15 protein-coding genes are annotated in these 19,204 nt (G+C 67.9%); 8 read left to right on the forward strand and 7 right to left on the reverse strand.

Translation table 11 applies throughout. The features are described 5' to 3' along the window. Positions 1-82 precede the first annotated feature (82 nt). Genes BSZ14_RS01405 through BSZ14_RS01415 form a run of 3 tightly spaced genes read left to right on the forward strand, consistent with a single transcriptional unit; the run spans position 83 to position 4,468 of the window. On the forward strand, positions 83-643 hold the full coding sequence (locus BSZ14_RS01405) for a PAS domain-containing protein (RefSeq protein WP_241823597.1): 561 nt from the start codon (positions 83-85) through the stop codon (positions 641-643). 50 nt (positions 644-693) lie between these two features. Continuing rightward, entirely contained in the window at positions 694-4,089 is a 3,396-nt protein-coding gene (locus tag BSZ14_RS01410) for a CheR family methyltransferase (protein ID WP_338012063.1), read from the forward strand. Next, on the forward strand, positions 4,082-4,468 hold the full coding sequence (locus tag BSZ14_RS01415) for a response regulator (protein WP_076709413.1): 387 nt from the start codon (positions 4,082-4,084) through the stop codon (positions 4,466-4,468). The genes BSZ14_RS01410 and BSZ14_RS01415 overlap by 8 nt, the downstream gene beginning before the upstream one ends. A gap of 230 nt (positions 4,469-4,698) precedes the next feature. On the opposite strand, the gene BSZ14_RS01420 is transcribed toward BSZ14_RS01415, so the two are convergent. Genes BSZ14_RS01420 through BSZ14_RS01440 form a run of 5 tightly spaced genes read right to left on the reverse strand, consistent with a single transcriptional unit; the run spans position 4,699 to position 11,091 of the window. Then, entirely contained in the window at positions 4,699-5,979 is a 1,281-nt protein-coding gene (locus tag BSZ14_RS01420) for a TolC family outer membrane protein (protein ID WP_076709414.1), read from the reverse strand. Beyond that, on the reverse strand, positions 5,972-8,371 hold the full coding sequence (locus BSZ14_RS01425) for an ABC transporter permease (RefSeq protein ID WP_076709416.1): 2,400 nt from the start codon (positions 8,369-8,371) through the stop codon (positions 5,972-5,974). Before BSZ14_RS01425 ends, BSZ14_RS01420 begins: the two co-directional genes overlap by 8 nt. A 25-nt stretch (positions 8,372-8,396) precedes the next feature. Continuing rightward, positions 8,397-9,155, reverse strand: a complete 759-nt coding sequence (locus BSZ14_RS01430; RefSeq protein ID WP_076709417.1) for a GIN domain-containing protein — start codon at positions 9,153-9,155, stop codon at positions 8,397-8,399. A 13-nt stretch (positions 9,156-9,168) separates the two neighbouring features. Then, positions 9,169-9,846, reverse strand: coding sequence for an ABC transporter ATP-binding protein (locus BSZ14_RS01435; protein ID WP_042490673.1), 678 nt, complete (start codon positions 9,844-9,846; stop codon positions 9,169-9,171). A gap of 12 nt (positions 9,847-9,858) precedes the next feature. Further along, entirely contained in the window at positions 9,859-11,091 is a 1,233-nt protein-coding gene (locus BSZ14_RS01440) for an efflux RND transporter periplasmic adaptor subunit (protein WP_076709419.1), read from the reverse strand. A gap of 198 nt (positions 11,092-11,289) precedes the next feature. On the opposite strand from BSZ14_RS01440, the gene BSZ14_RS01445 reads away from it, so the two are divergent. Together BSZ14_RS01445 and BSZ14_RS01450 are read left to right on the forward strand one after the other, a co-directional pair. After that, on the forward strand, positions 11,290-12,498 hold the full coding sequence (locus tag BSZ14_RS01445; RefSeq protein ID WP_076709420.1) for a sigma-54-dependent transcriptional regulator: 1,209 nt from the start codon (positions 11,290-11,292) through the stop codon (positions 12,496-12,498). Then, positions 12,458-13,654 (forward strand): sensor histidine kinase, encoded by a 1,197-nt coding sequence (locus BSZ14_RS01450; RefSeq protein ID WP_241823599.1) that lies wholly within the window; start codon positions 12,458-12,460, stop codon positions 13,652-13,654. Before BSZ14_RS01445 ends, BSZ14_RS01450 begins: the two co-directional genes overlap by 41 nt. An 81-nt stretch (positions 13,655-13,735) precedes the next feature. On the opposite strand, the gene tpiA is transcribed toward BSZ14_RS01450, so the two are convergent. Both tpiA and glpK read right to left on the reverse strand, forming a co-directional pair. Next, positions 13,736-14,449, reverse strand: coding sequence for a triose-phosphate isomerase (tpiA, locus tag BSZ14_RS01455; protein WP_076709506.1), 714 nt, complete (start codon positions 14,447-14,449; stop codon positions 13,736-13,738). 2 nt (positions 14,450-14,451) lie between these two features. Next, positions 14,452-15,945, reverse strand: a complete 1,494-nt coding sequence (gene glpK / locus BSZ14_RS01460) for a glycerol kinase GlpK (RefSeq protein WP_076709423.1) — start codon at positions 15,943-15,945, stop codon at positions 14,452-14,454. A 122-nt stretch (positions 15,946-16,067) separates the two neighbouring features. On the opposite strand from glpK, the gene BSZ14_RS01465 reads away from it, so the two are divergent. The 3 genes from BSZ14_RS01465 (at position 16,068) to BSZ14_RS01475 (ending at position 19,194) form a co-directional block, all read left to right on the forward strand. Next, the gene (locus BSZ14_RS01465; protein ID WP_076709425.1) at positions 16,068-17,573 is read left to right on the forward strand and encodes a glycerol-3-phosphate dehydrogenase; all 1,506 of its coding nucleotides are present in this window, start codon (positions 16,068-16,070) and stop codon (positions 17,571-17,573) included. Further along, complete coding sequence (locus BSZ14_RS01470) at positions 17,570-18,379, forward strand: DeoR/GlpR family DNA-binding transcription regulator (RefSeq protein ID WP_076709426.1); 810 nt, start codon at positions 17,570-17,572, stop codon at positions 18,377-18,379. Before BSZ14_RS01465 ends, BSZ14_RS01470 begins: the two co-directional genes overlap by 4 nt. A gap of 62 nt (positions 18,380-18,441) precedes the next feature. Beyond that, the gene (locus tag BSZ14_RS01475; RefSeq protein WP_042490680.1) at positions 18,442-19,194 is read left to right on the forward strand and encodes a FadR/GntR family transcriptional regulator; all 753 of its coding nucleotides are present in this window, start codon (positions 18,442-18,444) and stop codon (positions 19,192-19,194) included. Positions 19,195-19,204: the final 10 nt, after the last annotated feature.

Consider the following 19,204-nt stretch of genomic DNA (forward strand, 5'->3'; position numbering starts at 1 on the left):
GAAGTTTTCGGGGGGCGCCGGGGGTCACGGCACTTGCGGAGGGAAGGACGCCATGCGAATGCGCGTCATGGAGCCAGGTTACGTGCACGATATTGAAATTCCCAGTCATCTGGCCGCTTATCTGGACCAGTCCCCCATCGCCCTGGCGCTGGCCGACGCGCGCGATGACAATCCCTTGATCTTCATCAATCACGGTTTTCGCGAATTGACGGGCTATACCAGCGAGGATGTGGTCGGGCGCAATTGCCGGATGCTCCAGCGCGATGCCGACAACAGCGAAGCGCGCGAGCGTATCCGCGAATCCCTTGCCAATGATCGCCAGGTCAACGTCCGCACCATGCTGATCAATTTCCGCAAGGACGGCTCGCCCTTCGTCAATCTGCTCTACATGTCGAAGCTGCGTCAGTTGGGCGGCGAGATGCCTTATATTTTCGCGTCGCAATTCGATGTCAGCCGCTCACAGCCCGAGCGGCTGGCCGCCTATGATGCGGAACTGGGCCGCACGCTGGGCAAGCTGACCCCGATCCTGGCGGAAAGCGGCATCGTGCTGGAGGGGTCGCTGACCGCCATCGCCAACACCGCCGCGACCATCGCGCAGGCCAAGCTCACCTTGTCGGACCTCGACCGGGCCGCCTTTCCGTGAGCGCGGACGCAGAGTCTCCGCAGACCGCCACCCATCAGGATAATGTTATCGTGCCCGTGCCCGTGGTCGGCATCGGTGCATCGGCGGGCGGGCTGGAGGCGCTTCGCGAGATGCTGACTCCGGCGCGCGCGCCGATGGGCATGGCGTTCGTCGTCGTCCAGCATCTCGACCCCAATCACGAGTCCATGCTGGCCCAGCTGCTCGACCGGCATACCAATCTGGAAGTGCGCCAGTGCGAGGGGCTGGAGCGGATCGAGGCCGACCGCGTCTATATCATCCCGCCCGGCCGGGGCCTCGCCATTCGCGGCGGCGTGCTGGAGCTGACCGACTTCGTCCAGCCGCGCGGGCTGCGCCGCCCGATCGACGATTTCTTCCTGTCGCTGGCCAGCGACCAGCAGGCCAATGCCGCCTGCGTCATCCTGTCCGGCACCGGCGCGGACGGCACCACCGGCCTGCGTGCGATCAAGGAAAATGGCGGCGTCAGCGTCTTCCAGAAGCCCGAAACCGCGCGCTATGACGGGATGCCCCTGTCGGCGGTCGGCACCGGGCTGGTCGATTTCGTCAAGCCTCCCAGCGAAATCCTCGATTGCCTCCATGCCTTTTTCGCCCGCCGCTCGGGCGATCCGAAGGAGCAGGAAGCCGAGGTCGTCGCCGACCATATCGACGACCTGTGCCGGGTGCTGCGCAACGCGGTAGGCCACGACTTTTCGGGCTATAAGCGGACGACGCTGGTTCGCCGGGTCGAGCGGCGGATGCATGTGCTCGGCATCGGCACCGGCTCGGCCTATCTGGCGCGGGTGAAGAGCGATGCGGACGAGTGCGAGGCCCTGTTCCGCGACCTGCTGATCAACGTCACCCGCTTCTTCCGCGATGCCGAACTGTTCGAGACGCTGCGCACCAGGGCGGTCGAACCGCTGACGCGGGAGCGCGACCCCGACGAGGATATCCGGATCTGGATTCCGGGTTGCTCCAGCGGCGAGGAAGCGTATAGCATCGCCATGTTGTTCGCCGAGGCCGCGCGCGAAAGCGGGCAGCCGCTGGCGGTGCAGATCTTCGCGACCGACATCGACGAACAGATGCTCCAGATCGCGCGCGAGGGCAGCTATCCCGCCTCCGCCATGGCCGATATTCCGGCCCATCTCCGCGAACGCTATACCATGCCGCATGCCGAGCGGTTCAGCATCGCCGCGCCGATCCGCGACATGATCCGCTTTTCCAACCACAGCTTGGTCAAGGACCCGCCCTTTTCGCGGATCGACTTGGTGTCGTGCCGCAACCTGCTGATCTATTTCGATGATAGGTTGCAGCAATCGGTGCTGCCGCTGCTTCATTATGCACTGCGGCCGGGCGGCTATCTGTTCCTGGGGCCTTCGGAGAGCGTCGGCCGGTTCGACCATCTCTTCCCCGCGATCGACGGCCATGCCCGGCTGTTCGAACGGTCGCCCGGTTCCCCCTCCTACCCCATCGACCTGCCCGGCGGCATGAGCCGCAGCCCGCGTCGGCGCGGCGAGCGGGGCGAGCGTGACGGAGGCTCGCCCAGCGGCGACGAAAGCACGGCGATGCGCCGCATCGTCGACCGCTATTCCCCGCCCAGCATGGTGGTGGACCAGGACGGCGGCATCCTGGCCGCGTTCGGGCGGTTGAGCCGATACTTCAACTTCCCCGTGACCCGCGCGGGCGGATCGGGTGCGATCACGCTGGCCCGTCCCGGCCTGCGCGAGGTGATCGGCCCGATGCTTCGCCAGGCGCGTGACGCGCGCAAGCGGATCGCGGCGCGCGACGTGGCGGTGACGACAGAATTTGGCGTCCAGAAGGTCGAGGTGATCTGCGACCCCCTGACCGACGGATCGCTGCTGTTCCTGTTCCGTGACTCCGCGCCGTTCAGTCCGGTCGAGGCGAGCGACCTCGCCGATCTGGAACCGGGTGACGACCATATCGAGGCGCTGGAGGACGAGCTGCGCCTGACCCGCCACCGGCTGCGGTCCACGGTCGAGGAGCTGGAGACGGCGAATGAGGAGCTGAAAAGCTCCAACGAAGAAATGATGTCGATGAACGAGGAGCTTCAATCGACGAACGAGGAGCTGTCGACGGTCAATGACGAGCTGAAGACCAAGGTCGACCAGCTGACCGTCGCCAATTCCGACCTGCGCAACTTCTTCGAATCGACCGATCTCGCGGTGGTCGTGCTCGACCGCAACCTGCGCATCCGCAGCTATACCGAGGCGGCGAGGGCCATCTTCCCGCTGCAACCCAGCGACCGGGGGCGGCTGCTGGCCGATGTGTCCACCCGGCTGGCGACGACCGACTATCTCGACGGCGCGGCGCAGGTCGCGGGCGGCGGTGCGGCGATGCAGCAGCGGGTGACGACGCGCGACGGCGGGCGCACCCTGTCGCTGCGCATCCTGCCCTATCGCACCCAGGGCGACGGGATCGATGGCGCGACGCTGGTGCTGACCGATATCACCGACGCGCTGAGCCTGGAGCGCGAACTCGCCGCCGAGCGCGAGCGGCTGGACCTGGCGATCAAGGCGGGCGGCATCGGCGTGTGGGAATATCGCGGCGGCACCGGCGAGATCTTCCTGGACGAGACGGGCCGCCACCTGTTCGGCTTTTCGCCCCAGGACACGGCGGACCAGGTGCATCAGGTGTTCGACCGGATCATCCCCGAGGACCGACCGGGCGTCGAGCTGGCGCTGGCCGAGGCGATGGCCGGGCGCGGCGATTTCGAGATGACGTTCCGGCTGGACCTGAATGGCAAGGAACGCTGGATCAAGGGTTTCGGCCGGGTCGTGACCTCTTCGGCGCCGCACCGGATGGTCGGCGTGTCGATCGACGTGACCGCCGAATATGCCATTGCCGAGACGCGCGAGCTGATGCTGCGCGAGATGAACCACCGGGTGAAGAACCTGTTCGCGATCATCTCGGGCATCGTCTCGGCGGCATCACGTTCGCATGACGACGTGACCGAAATGGCCGACGATGTGCGCGAGCGGATCGCGACCCTGGGCCGCGCCCATTCGCTCGCCTCCCCGGCGGGCGAGCAGCAGGCGATCGAGCTCGCGGCGCTGGTCGAGGCGACGATCGCCCCCTATCGCGGCCAGTCGACCATCACCATCGACGGACCGCCACTGCTGGTCGATCGCCGCTGCCTGTCGCCGCTGGCGCTGATCCTGCACGAATGGGCCACCAACTCGGTCAAATACGGCGCGCTGGCGCAGCCTTCGGGCGAGTTGGCGGTCGGCTGGACGCTGGCGGACGGCAAGTTGCGGCTCGACTGGTCCGAAACCGGCGGTCAGGTGCCCGACGACACCGGTGCCAAGGGCTTCGGCACGCTGCTCGTCCAGACTTCTTCACGCCAATTGGGGGCGGAGTTGGAGCGCAAAAGCCTCGACGGGCGTTTCCTCCTCAGCCTTACCTTGCCGGAGACGGTACTCTCGCATGACTAAAACCATTTTGCTGGTCGAGGACGAATTCTTCGTCGCGCTGGATCTTCAGTCCATCATCGAGGATGGCGGCTATCGCGTGGACGGCCCCTATGTCAGCGTCGAGGACGTGCTGGCGCATCTGGACGGCGACAAGCCCGAGCTGGCCTGCGCGATCCTGGACGTGCGCCTGCGCGACGGCGAAGTCTTCCCGGCAGCTGAGCGGCTGCACGAAGCGGGGGTGCCATTGATCTTCCATTCCGGCCATGCCGACGAACACGCGCTGCAATCGCGCTATCCGGGCGCGGCGGTGTGCGGCAAGCCGTGCTCGCCGTCCCTGCTCCGGCGGGCGCTGTCGATGGCGGTATCGGGTCCGGCCGAAGGGGATCGGGCGACGGGGTAAGTCGGGGAGGCGATCGCTCAGGCCGGTCTCTGCGAGACACCCTGCCCTCCCCCAGCCCAGTTTTGGGTAAACGATGCCCCACATCGTTTAGGTCATGCCGGGGGCATGATCAACCCGAAACTCACCTGCGGGGGGCGAGAGTCTGACGGGCGAGGCGCAGGCCTTAATCACTCCCCTCCCGCAGGCGGGAGGGGTCGGGGGAGGGAAAGGTGTCTCACCGAGCCCCCCCATCAACCAAAAGCCCCCCGCCCCATCCGCCCGATCGCGCGCAGCAAGGCCGCCTCCGCGATCAGCACATCCACCTGCGCCCGCGCCACCGCCAGCTGCGCCGCGCGATAGCTCTGATCGGCCACCAATATGTCGATCGTCGAGCGCAGGCCGAAGCCATATTCGGCCCGCACGCCCTTCAGCGCCAGATCGGCCGCCTTCAGCCCCTGCGCACTCGCCGTCAGCCGTCCTTGCGCGGCGGTGAGCGAGGCCCAGGCGGTGTCGGCTGCCCGCACCACGCCGCGCGCCACGGCATCCGCATCAAAGCGTTCCGCCCGCCGCACCGCCTCCGCCTGCCGCACGCGCGAGGCAACCAAGCCGCCGGTCAGCAATGGAATACGCAAGGCCAGCCCCGCATTGGCGGCGCTGTCGAAGCCGTTCGCCTGCCCTCCCGCCCATTGCACGCCGCGCCCATAGCCACCGGCCAGATCGACCGCCGGGGCACCATCGGCGCGCGCCTGGTCGATCCGTGCGGTGGCGGCTTCCACCCGGCGCTGCTGGGCCAGGAGCAGCGGGTTGCCGGCCTCCGCCGCCGCCCGTGCGTCGGCCAGGGTGCGCGGAAGGGCGGCGGGCGTCGCGATCGTCGCGTCCAGCACGCCCGCGTCGCGCCCCACGATCGCCCGGTACGCTGCCGCCGCGGTGGCCGCCGCCCCCTCGGCATCGACCAGGTTGGCGACGACGCTGGCCCGCTGCGCCTCCAGCTGTGCGACGTCGGTGCGCGTGGCCTGCCCCAGGCCGTATCGGGACCTGGCCTCCGCCACCTGGCTGTCGAGCCGCGCGATCCCGACCCGCGCGACCTCGACCGCCTGCTGGGTATAGAGCAGGTCGGCATAGGCGCCGACGACCCGCTCCAGCATATCGGCCTCGACATCACGCAAGCCTTGGCCGCCAGCCGCGACATCCCCCTTCGCCGCCCGCACCGCCGAGGACACCCGACCGCCGGTCCAGATCGGCAGGGTCGCATTGACACCGCCCAGCGCCGAGGTCGAGCCGGTGCGCACGCCCGTGCCATCGGAACCCAGACGGTCATACCCCGCATTGCTGGTCGCCCCCGCCGTCAGCCGCCCGGCGGCGCGCGCCTGGTTCGGCGTCTCGGCCAGCGCATCCTGCCGGGCACGCGCGGCGGCGAGTTCGGGATTGCCCTCCCACGCCGCCGCCATCGCCTCGCGCAGCGTCTCCGCCGAGGCGGGGGCGGCCGCGATCAGGGCCACCCCCATCAGCAGCCACGCCCGCCGCCTAGTCATGACGCAATGCCCAGGCAGGGGCCGCACGGCTGGCCTTGAGCGACTGGCCCAGCACGGTGAGCACCGCGATGGCCAGCGCCAGCGCCGTGGCGGCCGCGAAGTAGAACGGCGACAGCGCCACCCGGTCGTCAAACCCCGCCAGCCACGTCCGCATCGCGACATAGGCGAGCGGCCAGGCCACCAGATTGGCGATCAGCACCGGCCGCAAGAACTGCCCGACCAGCAAGCGGACGATATCGGTGGCCGAGGCGCCCAGCGTTTTGCGGATACCGATCTCCTTCACCCGCCGCTGCGTATTGAAGGAGGCCAGGCCCCAGAGCCCGACGCAGCCGATGAGGACCGCGAGACCCGCACCGATCCCGAACAGGCGCGTGGTCCGATCGTCAGCCTTGTAATATTCCTCCATATTCTGGCTGGCGGTCTTCGCCTCGAACGGAACTTGCGGCGCGATCTGGCGCCAGATGCCGCGGAGCGCTGTGATCGTCTCTCGAGGATCACCCTCGACGCGCAGGGTCGTGCGCGGGATCGTCGAGAAGCGCGAATGATAATAATACATGGTTGGATTGACGGGATCGCGCGGCGAGAAGAAGCGGGCATTCTCCACGACGCCGATGATCGTCCGGGGATTGGTCCGCCCAACCGTCTTGCCGATCGCCGCCTCCGGGCTGTCGAAGCCCAGTGCCTCGGCCCCCTTGCGGTTGATGACGACATTAGGGACTGTCCGCGTAGCATCGTCCGCGTTGCGCGCATCATCCACGCGATGTGCATCGTCAGGCAAGCGGCCAGCGAGCAGTTTGATACCGAAAGTCGGAAAGAAATTTGGCGACACGATGATCGCTTGAAGGCTGGCACCGGGTTCGGGCTTCCCCGGTACCGCATAATTGTCGCTGTTAAAACTACTAGCCCCCGGCGAAGAGTCGGACGTCGTCACCGATCGCACCCCGGGCAGCAACGCGGCTCGCGTAAGAAATGCGGTCAGTTGCGGCTCTGTGACAGCGCTGTCGCTGGTCGAACTGACGGTCACCAGACCATCCCGCCGAAACCCGACATCCGTGTTCCGGACATGCCGTGTCTGTGCGATCAGCACCACGGTTCCGATCATGAAGGCGATGGCGAGGGCGAACTGGAACACCACCAGCATCTCGCGGACCCGCGCCCCCGCCCGGCCGCCGCCCGGCGAGCGGGACGAGGCCAGCACCGCCGCCGCCGGAAAGCGCGACAGCATCAGCGCCGGGTACAGGCCCGCCAGACCTCCGACGAACAACGCCAACACCGCCAGTCCGGGTAGCACCACCGCATAGTCGAGCGACAGCTTCAGTCCCCCGGCGGCATTGATCATCGGCAGGCCCAGTTCGGCGAGAATCAGGCCGCCCAGTGCAGCGAAGGCCGCGATCAATATGGCTTCACCCAGAAACTGGCGGATCAGAGCCGTGCGATTCGCACCCAGAACCTTCCGCATGGCGACTTCCCGCGCCCGCAAACCGCCACGCGCCGTTGCCAGGTTCACGTAATTGACGATGGCGATCAGCAGGGTCAGCAGGCCGACGATACCCAAGGTCACGACGGTCATCTTGCGCCCGGGGGACGTCTGCAGATGGATATCCGACAGCGGATTGATCCTGAGGCTGAGTAGTTTGGCGGACGGTCCCTGTTCCTTGGCCCGGCGATCGACAAAGGCTCGCATCTGCGCTTGCAGACGTGTGACGGCCTGCGGCGTGTCGAACCGGAGAATGGTCCAGACCCTCTCGCTGCCCCAGTGGTTCCACATGGGGTCGGGATGCGGCGTGGGCGTCTTGACCAGCATCGAATAGGGCAATTCCGTATCCGGCGGCAGATCACGGAAGACACCGGCAATGCGATAGCGCGCCGTCTTTCCGAGGATGGTCAGCGTCATCGCCTGTCCGACCGGATTTCCGTTGGGGAAATACCGCTTCGCGATGGTTTCGCTGATCAGGACATTGTCCGGCACTTGCAGAGCGCGCACGGCATCGCCGGCCACGATCGGCAAGCGTACGATATCGAGGAAATTCGGATCGGCATAACCCAGCGGTTCGGTGGTCGCCGTGTTACCCCGCACCACGTTCACATCCATGACCTGAATGCGCGTTCCCACCGTATCGGGAAAATCCTCGCGAAGCTGATCGATCAGCCCGCCCATCGTGCCGGTGGAATAGCCGTCGGCCGGACTGCCCGGCATGTTCCAATATTCCTCGACCAGATACAGCTTGTCATGATCCGGCAGCCATTTCTCATACCCCGTCTCGAACCGGACATAGAGGCTTAGCACCAGAAAGACGGCGATCCCCACCGCCAGGCCGCCGATGTTGAGCGCGGCGTAGAGCTTGTGGCGCACAAGCGAGCGATAGAGCGACAGAAGCGCGAAGCGGTTCATGATGTGATGCCCCCGGACAAGATGGTCATCGACCGCAGGCGATGCGGACGAGCCCGCTCCGGGCGACGGTGCAGCGGGGATTTCCCTCGATGCTGACATCGGCCATGCCGCTGGCGCTCACATTCGCCTGTTCGGCGGCACCGACGCGCACATGGGCCGTGCCGCTCGCGCCGATCGTGACCTGCCGTGCGGACAGGGCGCGCGTATTCACCTCGCTCGTCCCGCTGCTGTCGATGGTCAGTTGCCCCGTATCGCCGTCCGCGCGAAGGACGCTCGCCCCCGACATGTCCAGCTTCACGCGTTCGGCACGCAGGCTCCGCACCGTCACGCCGCTCGCCCCCGACAGGCCGAAACTGGTCGTGCCACTACGCAGCGTCGACAGGCGAAGCACGCTCGCGCCGCTGGTATCCACCGCGAACGCCGGTGCCTCGAGGGCGGGCAGGTTCATCTCGGCCGCACCGCTGAGCTTGACCGCCCTGATCGCGGGCAGCGTGACGGCGATCGCGACACGGCGGTCATGGCCGTTGCAGCTATTGTCCTTGCGGCGGATGCGCAGCGCGCCGCCAATGGTGTCGATACGCAGCAGGTCGATATTGGCCGCCCGCCCCCGCGCCGACACGGCATAGCCGGAACCCAGCGAGACGGTCACGATATCGCACCCGCCAACGTCGATCCGGTCGAAGCCGCGCAGGTCGTAGCCGCGCGTCGTCTGCGCGCTTTCCTGTGCGGGTGCCGCAACGGCGGCAAGCGACAGCAGGGCGATGGCGGAAATCATCTTCTTCATCGGAATGTCCTTTTCAGATCGCGCGCATGGCGCTGGCGACGATGCGGCCGTCGAGCATGTCGATGCGGCGCTTGGCGAGGTCGGCATGGCTGGGCGAGTGCGTCACCATCACAATGGTCGCGCCCGCATCGTTCAGCCCGGTCAGGATGTTCATAACCTGCTCGCCATTGGCGGTGTCGAGGTTGCCGGTCGGCTCGTCGGCGAGGATCAGCTTGGGATCGCCCACGATCGCGCGGGCGATAGCGGCACGCTGCTGCTGGCCGCCCGACAGCTGGTGCGGGAAGTGGCGCGCCCGGTGGGCGATGCCGACCTTGTCCATCGCGGCGGCCACCCGACCGCGCCGATCCCCCACGTCGCTGCGATAGGCGAGGCCGAGTGCAACATTCTCCTCGATGGTCAGCTCGTCGATCAGGTTGAAGCTCTGGAACACGAAGCCCAGGGTCTCGGCGCGGAATTTGGCCAGCTGCTTCTCGTCCATCGCCGCCAGATCGCGGTCGCCGAACATGTATCGCCCGCCGGTCGGCCGATCGACCGTGCCCAGCGTGTTGAGCAGCGTCGACTTGCCACAGCCTGACGGCCCCATGATGGCCAGGAATTCGCCCGCCGCGACATGCAGGTCGATGTCGTGCAGCGCGGTGGTCTCCACCTCGTCGGAGACGTAGCGGCGCTGAATGGCTTCCAGTCGGATCATCGATCTTCCCCCTTATCGAATGTTCAGGATGTCGCCCTTCACGGACGCGGTGTTGCTGATGACGATGCGCTCGCCGGGATTGAGGCCGGAGAGGATTTCCACCCGTTCGGGATTGCGGCGGCCGATGCGGACGGCACGGCGGCGGGCATGGGCGCCATCGGGGTCGAGGACGAAGGCCGAACTGCCCCCCGTCTCCAGCCAGCCACCGACCGGCGCCACCACCGCACGGCTGGCCGCACCCAGCGTGATGCGGATATCGATCGTCTGCCCGCGATTGAGCCCGGCGGGCGCCTTGTCGAAGGTCAGTTCCACCTGGAAACGCCCGTCCTTCACGGCGGGCAACACCTTGGAGACGGTCAGCCTCGCCCCCTCCGAGGTCGTCGCCGACTGGCCCAGCGCGACGCGGCCGAGATAATATTCGTCGACCTGCGCGACGAGCTTCCACGAGCCCTCGCTATCGACCTGTCCCGCCGGGTCGCCGGGCTTCAGCGTCTGGCCGGGCTGGATGGTGAAGTTGGTCAGCCGCCCGCCCGCGGGCGCACGGATGGTCAACGCCTCCAGTCCCGCGCGCACCGCCGCCAGATTGCCGGACAGCCGCGTCTGGGTGTCGTTCAGCCGGGCGGACTGGGTGGCGGTGATCCGCGCCTCGGTCGCGCGGCCCGATTTCAACTGGGCAAGCCGCTTTTCCTGATAGGCGGCCTCCTCCTCGAAGCTCTTCACCCCCGCGTCCGACAGGAAACCCTGATCGTGAAGCTGGCGGCGGATGCCCAGGTCGCGGCGCGCCTTGATGAGGTCATATTCGGCCTGCGCCACCTGTGCCGCCCGGTCGAGCGTATTGCGCTCGATCCCCAGCCCCTCGCTCGCCACGCCGCCCAGCTGGCTGGCGATCTGCGCCTCGCGGGTCAGCACGTCGAGTTTGAGCTGCGGATTGGCCAGCGTGGCCAGCGGCTGCCCCTCGCCGACCATCTCGCCGTCCTGCGCCATCAGCTTTTCCACCTGCCCGCCCGACAGGACACCGACCAGCGTCGTGATGCGCGGCGTGACGGTGGCGCGGACGGGCAGATAATCGTCGAACGCGGCGCGCGTCACCTCGCCCGTCTCGACATTGGCGGCGGCAATGTCGGTCGACCCGGCGGCGGGCAGCAACCGCCAGACCAGCACCGCGCCGAGCGCCAGCAACACGGCGATCACCACCGGGCGGCGGCGCCACCAGGGCGCGGGCCTGCGCGCGATGACGCGGTCCATTCCCGGCCCCGGTGAAGTGCTTGCGCGTACGGGCTGTTCGGTCATCATGGATGGAGTGTCACCCAGGACGGGCGAAAAACCTAAACCCCTATGAATACGCCATTTTCACATGACCCTGCCGAATCCGACCGTTCGGCACCGGACGCACCGTCCGAAAATGGACGGTCCGACCCGGCGTCAAGCGCGCCATCCACCGCCTTGGCGATCCTGGTCATCGACGACAATCCGCGCATCGCCGAATCGCTGGCCATCGCGATCGATCTGGCGGGGCACCAGCTGGACGTGGCGCAAGGGCCGGAAGATGGCTTTTCGCGGCTGGCGGCCCGGCGCTACGACGCGATCCTGCTCGACCTGAACTATGCCGCCGGGCGGACGGACGGGGCGGAGGGGCTGGCGATGCTGGACAGGCTGCTCGCCGATGATCCGGGCGCGTGCATCATCGTCATCACCGCGCATAGCGGCATCCGGCTGGCCGTCGCCGCGATGCAGGCGGGCGCACGCGACTTCGTGATGAAGCCGTGGCGCAATGCCGAGCTGATCGCCAAGATCGAACTGGCCGCGCGCCGCCGCGCCGCGCCGCGCGATCATGTCACAAACGAAGGCAAGGCCGAACCCGCCCGTCTGCTGGGCGACAGCCCCGCCATCGCACATGTCCGCGACCTGATCCGCCGTGTCGGCCCGACCATGGCAGGTGTCGTCGTGACCGGGCGATCGGGCGCAGGGCGCGGCCTGATCGCGGCAGCGCTTCATGCCGCCTCCCACGCAGCCGGGCGGCCGATGCCGCGGATCGATGTGCGCGATCCGCTGGCCTGGGATCGGCTGGACGGCGCCGAGGGGGGCACGAGCTGGCTGCTCCGCCATCCCGACCGGCTGGACGAGATCACCCAGGCCCGGTTGCTCGACCGGTTGCGGCCCGAGGACCGCTATATCGCCATCGCCGACGATCCCCGTGCGATCATGCCCGCGCTCGCGCGGCGGATCGCGGCGGTGGAGATCGTCGCGCCCTCGCTGGCCGAACGACGGGAGGATGTGCCGCTGCTCGCCCGCCATTTCGCGCGGATCGCGGCCGAGCGGCACGGCCTGCCCCCGCCCCGCTTCACCCCCGCCGCCGAGGCGCTGCTGGCGACCGCGCACTGGCCCGACGAGGCGCGCGGCCTCGCCGCCGCGATCGAACGGGCGCTGCTGCTGGGCGAACAGGGCGTGATCGAGGCCGCGCTGCTCGCCCCCCCGGCCGCCCAGAACATGGCCCCGGCGACGTCCCGCGCGAGCTTCGATCTGGACGAGAGCGAACGCGCGATGATCGAGGCGGCACTGGTCCAGCATCACCATAATGTCACCCAGGCCGCGCAGGCGCTGGGGCTCAGTCGTGGCGCGCTCTATCGCCGAATGGCACGTCATGGGCTTTGACCTGTCGCGGCGGCGCGCGGTGGCGGCGGGGCTGTCCGGGCTGGCGCTGACCATCCTCGGCGCGTCGATGCTGGAGGCGTGGCAGAGGGGGATGCTGGGGTCGATCCTGGGCGCGGGGCTGTGCATCGCCTGGCTGATCGGGGCGGGATTCTGGACGGCGGCGCGGGCGGGGCGCGGTGGTGGCGGTCATGACATGACGCGCCCCGCCCCGGACGGCCCGCCGCTGGATGCATTGTTCGACCAGATCCCGCTGCCCCTGCTGCGCGTCGATACCGGGCGGGCGCAGGCGATCAACCGCGCCAGCCGCACCCTGTTCGCCACCGACGACCGGGTGATCCCGACCCCGCCCGCGCTGCGCGACACCGGACAGACGCAGTTGCGCCATGAAGGCAGAAGCTGGCGGATCGAGCGGGTGGCTGGCCCCGGTCGTATGCTGGTGATGCTGGTGGATATCGAGGCGGAACGCCGCGCGGCCGAGGCCCATGCCGATAACGAGATGATCGATATTCTCGGCCACGAACTGCTGAACGGCCTGTCGCCGATCGTCTCGCTGGCCGACAGCGCGCAGGTGGCGGCCGAACGGGGCGATGCCCGGCTGCCCGGCATATTGGCGACGCTGGCCCGGCGGATCGAGGGGCTGGAGCGCTTCACGCGGGCGTATCGGATGCTGGCCAGGCTGCCCGATCCGGTGCGGGCCGTAGTGGATATGGAGGAACTGGTCGGCGACCTGTCCCGCCTGTTCGCCGAGCGTTTCGGCGACCGGGTGACGCTGTCGGTCGACATGCCCGAAGCCGTAACCGGCTGGTGCGACCGCGACCAGATAACGCAAGGACTCTGGGCGCTGCTCCACAACGCCGCCGAAGCCGCACTGGCCGGAACAGTCGCCCCGGCGGTGACCCTCGCCGTCGTCGGGCAGGCGGATCGGCTGGTGGTGCGCGTGTCGGACAGCGGGCAAGGCATCCCCGCGCCGGAGCGGGCGCGGATCTTCCGCCCCTTCCACACCACCAAGCCGGAGGGTTCGGGCATCGGCCTGACGCTCGCCCGCCGGATCGCGCAGGCGCATGGCGGGGAACTGACCCTTTTGCCGGTCGCGGTGACGACGTTTGAGCTACTCCTTTCCTCCCCTGCAAGGGGAGGTGGCAGCGCGGAGCGCTGACGGAGGGGTATCAACCCTCTCGATAGCGGGACACCCCTCCACCGGCTTCGCTGGTCCCCCTCCCCTTACAGCGGAGCAAGTTTAATCCATCAACGCCAAGATCGCCGTAAAGGTATCGGCATCCAAACTCTGTCGGCCGACGAGAAAGCCATCGACTCCGCCCTGCGCAAACATCGCCGCAGCGTTTTCTGGCGTGACCGAACCGCCATACAGGACACGCGTACCCGAAACCGTATCGTGGATCAGCCCGGCCATGGCCGCGACCTCCGCCGGTTCGGGGGTACTATCGCCACCGATCGCCCAGACGGGTTCATAGGCGATGGATATCCCGTGCCCGTCCGTCCCGGCGAGCGAACGGGTCAGTTGCTCCCGAACCACCGCCGCCGAACGCCCGGCAGCGTGATCCTTCGCCGTTTCGCCGACGCATAGCACGACCTTCAGGCCCGTCGCTCGCGCGGTCCGCACCTTGGCGGCAATGGTTGCGTCGTCCTCATGATGATCCTGCCGCCGCTCGCTATGGCCCAGCAGGACCAGCGACGCCCCCGCCTCGCGCAGCATCGGGGCGGAAATATCGCCAGTATGCGCGCCGCTCGGCTCCGCATGGCAATCCTGCCCGCCGATGGCCAGGTCGGGACAAACGCCACGCGCTCGGTCGATCAGCGTCGCCGGCAGGCATAACGCGACGTCGACCGCCGGATGCTGCCGTGCCGCGTCACCGATCGCCGCGATGACGGGCAAGTCGCCGCCATCGCCATGCATCTTCCAGTTGCCGACCAGCAGAGGCCGCACCGCCATCGTCACGCGCCCGGCTTGGCCAGCGTCCGCGCCACCGCGTCGCGCCATCCGGCGACCAGCGGCGCGCGGGCATCCCCGGCCATGCCCGGCTCGAAACACGCCTCGCGCGACCAGAGCTGTTCCAGCGCATCGAGGCCCGACCACACCCCCGTCGCCAGCCCGGCATGGAAAGCCGCCCCGCGCGCCGTCGTCTCCAGGTCGGCGGGCCGCTCGACCGGCGTCTGGATCATGTTGGCGAGGAAGCGGCACAGCCAATCATTGGCCGCCATACCGCCATCGACGCGCAGGATGGCGGGGCCTTCGCCCGCATCGGCCTTCATCGCCTCGGCCAGGTCCATCGTCTGGTAGGCGACCGACTCCAGCGCCGCACGCGCCAGATGCGCCGCACTTGCCCCCAAAGTCAGGCCGTAGATCGCCCCGCGCGCATCCGGCTCCCAATAGGGCGCGCCCATGCCGACGAATGCGGGGACCATATAGACGCCGTGGCTGTCGGGCACCTGCGTCGCGAGGTCGTCGGTCTGGCTGGCATGGGTGATGACGCCTAGCCCATCGCGCAACCACTTCACCGCCGCGCCCGCGACGAAGATCGATCCCTCCAGCGCATAGGTCGTCCTGCCGTTCAGCCGATAAGCGGGCGTGGTCAGCAGCCGGTGCTTCGATGCCACCGCCGTCTCGCCCGTGTTGAGCAGCATGAAACAGCCGGTGCCATAGGTCGACTTGGCCATGCCGTGGCGGAAACAGGCTTGGCCGAACAATGCCGCCTGCTGGTCCCCCGCCATACCCGCAATCGGGATCGCCGCGCCAAGTAGATCGGGCGTCGTGGTGCCGAAGATATGGGCATTGTCATGCACCTCCGGCAACATCGCCATCGGCACGCGCAGCAACCCGCAGAGTTCCTCGTCCCAGACCCCGCGATGGATATCGAACAGCATCGTGCGGCTGGCATTGGTGATGTCGGTCGCATGCACCGCGCCGCCGGTCAGCCGCCAGAGCAGGAAGCTGTCGATCGTGCCGAACGCCAGCTCGCCCCGCTCGGCCCGCCCGCGCGCGCCCTCGACATGGTCGAGCAGCCAGGCGAGCTTGGTCGCCGAGAAATAGGGGTCGATCAGCAGGCCGGTCCGCTCGCGCACCAGATCCTCGACTCCGTCGGCCTTCAGCGTCTGGCATAGTTCGGTGCCGCGCCGGTCCTGCCAGACGATGGCGCGGTGGATCGGCTCGCCGGTGGCACGGTCCCAGACGACCGCCGTCTCGCGCTGGTTGGTGATGCCGATCGCAGCGATCTGCACTGCGGCGACGCCGCTATCCTCGATCGCCTTGCGCGCGGTGGCCAGCGCATCGCGCCAGATATCCTCCGGGTCATGCTCGACCCAGCCGAGTGCGGGGTAATGCTGTGCGAACTCGGCCTGTGCGATGGCGACCCGGCGGGCCTGTCCATCGAACATGATGCTGCGCGTCGAGGTCGTGCCCTGATCGATCACCAGAATGTGCGACGCCATCGCTCACCCCTCTCCCTGTTTTCGTTTCGGAACGTCACACGCTTTCATATGAACGTCAATGCTTTCGTTTTCCTGACGGAGGGTATATCAGGGCTGGCGTAGGAAAACAGGGACTCGGCAGCATGGTGGACCGGAACAGCGACATGATCGACCTGCTGATCGTCGGCGGCGGCATCAACGGCGCAGGGATCGCGCGCGACGCCGCCGGGCGCGGCCTGTCGGTGCTGCTGGTCGAGCAGGACGATCTGGCGAGCCATACCTCCTCGGCCTCGACCAAGCTGATCCATGGCGGTCTGCGCTATCTGGAATATGGCGAGTTTCGGCTGGTGCGGGAGGCGCTGATCGAGCGGGAGCGGCTGCTGAACATGGCGCCGCACATCATCTGGCCCTTGTCCTTCGTCCTGCCGCAGACCCAGTCGCCGCGCCCCGCCTGGATGGTGCGGCTGGGCCTGTTCCTCTACGATCATCTGGGCGGTCGCGAGAAACTGCCGGGCACGCGCACCGTTGCGTTGGAGCGCTCGGCGCTGGGTGACGGGCTTTCGCCGCGAAAGGGCAAGGCTTTCGTTTATTCGGACTGCTGGGTCGAGGACAGCCGCCTGGTCGTGCTCAACGCGATCGATGCCGCCGAGCGGGGGGCAAAGATCGCAACGCGTACCAAGCTGATCGACGCACAGCGCGAAGGCGATGGCTGGGTCGCGACGATCGAGGCGGCGGGCGAGACCCGCACCGTCCGCGCCCGCGCACTGGTCAATGCGGCGGGTCCCTGGGTCGCCGACGTCATCGGCCGCACCCATGGGGCGCGGCGCGATCGCGGCGTCCGGCTGGTCAAGGGCAGCCATATCATCGTGCCCAAGCTCTATGACGGCGACCATGCCTTCATGCTGCAGAATGACGACCGCCGGATCGTGTTCGCCATCCCCTATGAGGGCAGGTTCACATTGGTCGGCACCACCGACGAACCCTGGACCGATGCGCCCGCCAAGGCATCGATCAGCGCGGCAGAGACCACCTATCTGCTCGACACGGTGAACCGCTATTTCGCACGGAAGACCGGGCAAGCCGATATCGTGTGGAGCTATGCCGGTATCCGCCCGCTCTACGACGATCATTCGGCCAATGCCTCGGCGGTGACGCGCGACTATGTGCTCGATCTCGATACGGGCGCGGAGGGCGAGAGTCGGGCGCCGATGCTCAATATCTTCGGCGGCAAGATCACCACCTATCGCAAGCTCGCCGAACACGCGATGCGCGAACTGGCGCGCTTCTTCCCCGCCGCCGGGGGAGCGTGGACGGCCGGGGCGGCGCTGCCCGGCGGGGATATCGCGGACGCCGACTTCGACGCCTTCCTGCGCGCCCTGACCGCCCGGCACCCCGATCTGTCCCCCGCCCTGCTGCGTCGTCTCGCCCGCGCCTATGGCACGCGCGTCGATGCGATCCTGGCGCACGGCGATCTCGGCCCAGATCTGGGGGGCGGGCTGCACACCGCCGAAGTCGACTATCTGGTGAAGACCGAATGGGCGCGAACGGTCGAAGACATTCTCTATCGCCGCAGCAAGCTGGGCCTACACGTACCCCCCGAGACGACCGAGCGGCTGGCGGCCTATCTGGCCGGACAGGGCGTCGCGTGAAGCCCCCCGCCCCCGGATCGGCAGAGATCGTCGCAGGCCGTCATGCCGCGATCCTCGACGTGGCGCGGCGGACGGGCAGCGTCAGCGTCGATGAACTCGCCGAAAAGCTGGGCGTGACGCCGCAGACCATCCGCAAGGACCTGAACATCCTGGCGGGCCAGTCGATGCTGGCACGGGTGCATGGCGGCGCGGTCGTGACCTCGGGCACCGACAATCTCGCCTATGCCGAGCGACGCAGCGTCGCCGCTCCCGCCAAGGCCGCGATCGGGGTCGCCGCGGCCGCACTCGTACCCAACGGGGCCAGCCTGTTCATCAATATCGGCTCCACGACCGAGGCCATTGCCCGCGCGCTGGTCGATCACCGCGACCTGATGGTCATCACCAACAATCTGAACGTCGTCGACATTCTCGGCGGTCGCCCCTCGATCGAGGTCATCGCCGCCGGGGGCCGGGTCCGCGCCAGCGACCGGGCGGTCGTGGGCGCGCTGGCGATGGACTTCATCCGGGGGTTCAAGGTCGACATGGCGCTGATTGGTGCATCGGCGATCGATCCGGACGGCAGCTTCCTCGACTTCGACGTGGACGAGGTGCGGGTGTCGCAGACGATCATCGCCCAGGCCCGGCAGGTGCTGCTCGCCATCGACGGGTCCAAGCTGGAACGCGCCGCGCCGGTGCGGGTCGGCGACATGGGCGATGTCGATTTCCTCGTCACCGACAGGGCCGATCCGCGCCTCCGCGAAGCCGCCAGCGCCGCCGGGACGACCGTGGTCGAAACCGATGGCGGCGGAACGTCTAAATTGGTCTGACACACATTGGTCTGACACTGGCGCTTGACCAGCATCCCGGCTCGGCCCCTATAAGGGTCTTGATGGACAACAATACGACCCAGGACCGGCTCTACCGGGAACTCGCCCGCACGCTGATTACCGAGTTGCAGGAGGGCCGCTACCCGATCGGGACGCGGATGCCCGCCGAGCGCGAGCTGGCGACGCGGTTCGACGTCAGTCGTCCGGTCATCCGCGAGGCGCTGATCGCGTTGGAAGTCCAGGGTTTCATCGAGGTACGGATCGGGTCGGGCGCGCATGTCGTCGCGTTGCCGGGTCAGGGCGAGACGCCCGATTTCGGCGTCTCCGCGATGGAGGTGGCCGAGGCGCGACTGCTGTTCGAGCCGGAGGCGGCGGCGCTGGCGGCTTCGCAGATCACCGACAGCGAACTGGACGAGCTGGCGACTTTGGTCGATGCGATCGAGGAAGAGAACAACACGGTCGGTGGTGCCTTCCACGCCGACCGCGCCTTCCACACGCTGATCGCCCGCTCGACGCGCAACAGCGCCATTCTGGAAACGATCGACCGGCTATGGGAACAACGGCTACGCTCGGCCGAGAGCGTGCTGCTCGACGCCAAGGTCCGCGAGATCGACGTCCGCCCGATCGTCGAGCATCATGCCGCGATCCTGGAAGCACTGCGTTCGCGCGATCCCGTCGCGTCGCGGGTGGCGATGCAGCGGCATCTGACCGCCGCGCTCGAGGGCCTGCTGATCGCCAGCGAGGCTCGCGCCGTCGCGGAGGTGCGTCAGGCGCTGGCGGCGAAGCGCGACCGGACCGCGCACCTGAAGATCTGACAGGCGGCCC

Origin of the sequence: Sphingomonas sp. Sph1(2015) (assembly GCF_001970915.1) — a bacterium.
GTDB classification, from domain to species: domain Bacteria; phylum Pseudomonadota; class Alphaproteobacteria; order Sphingomonadales; family Sphingomonadaceae; genus Sphingomonas; species Sphingomonas parapaucimobilis.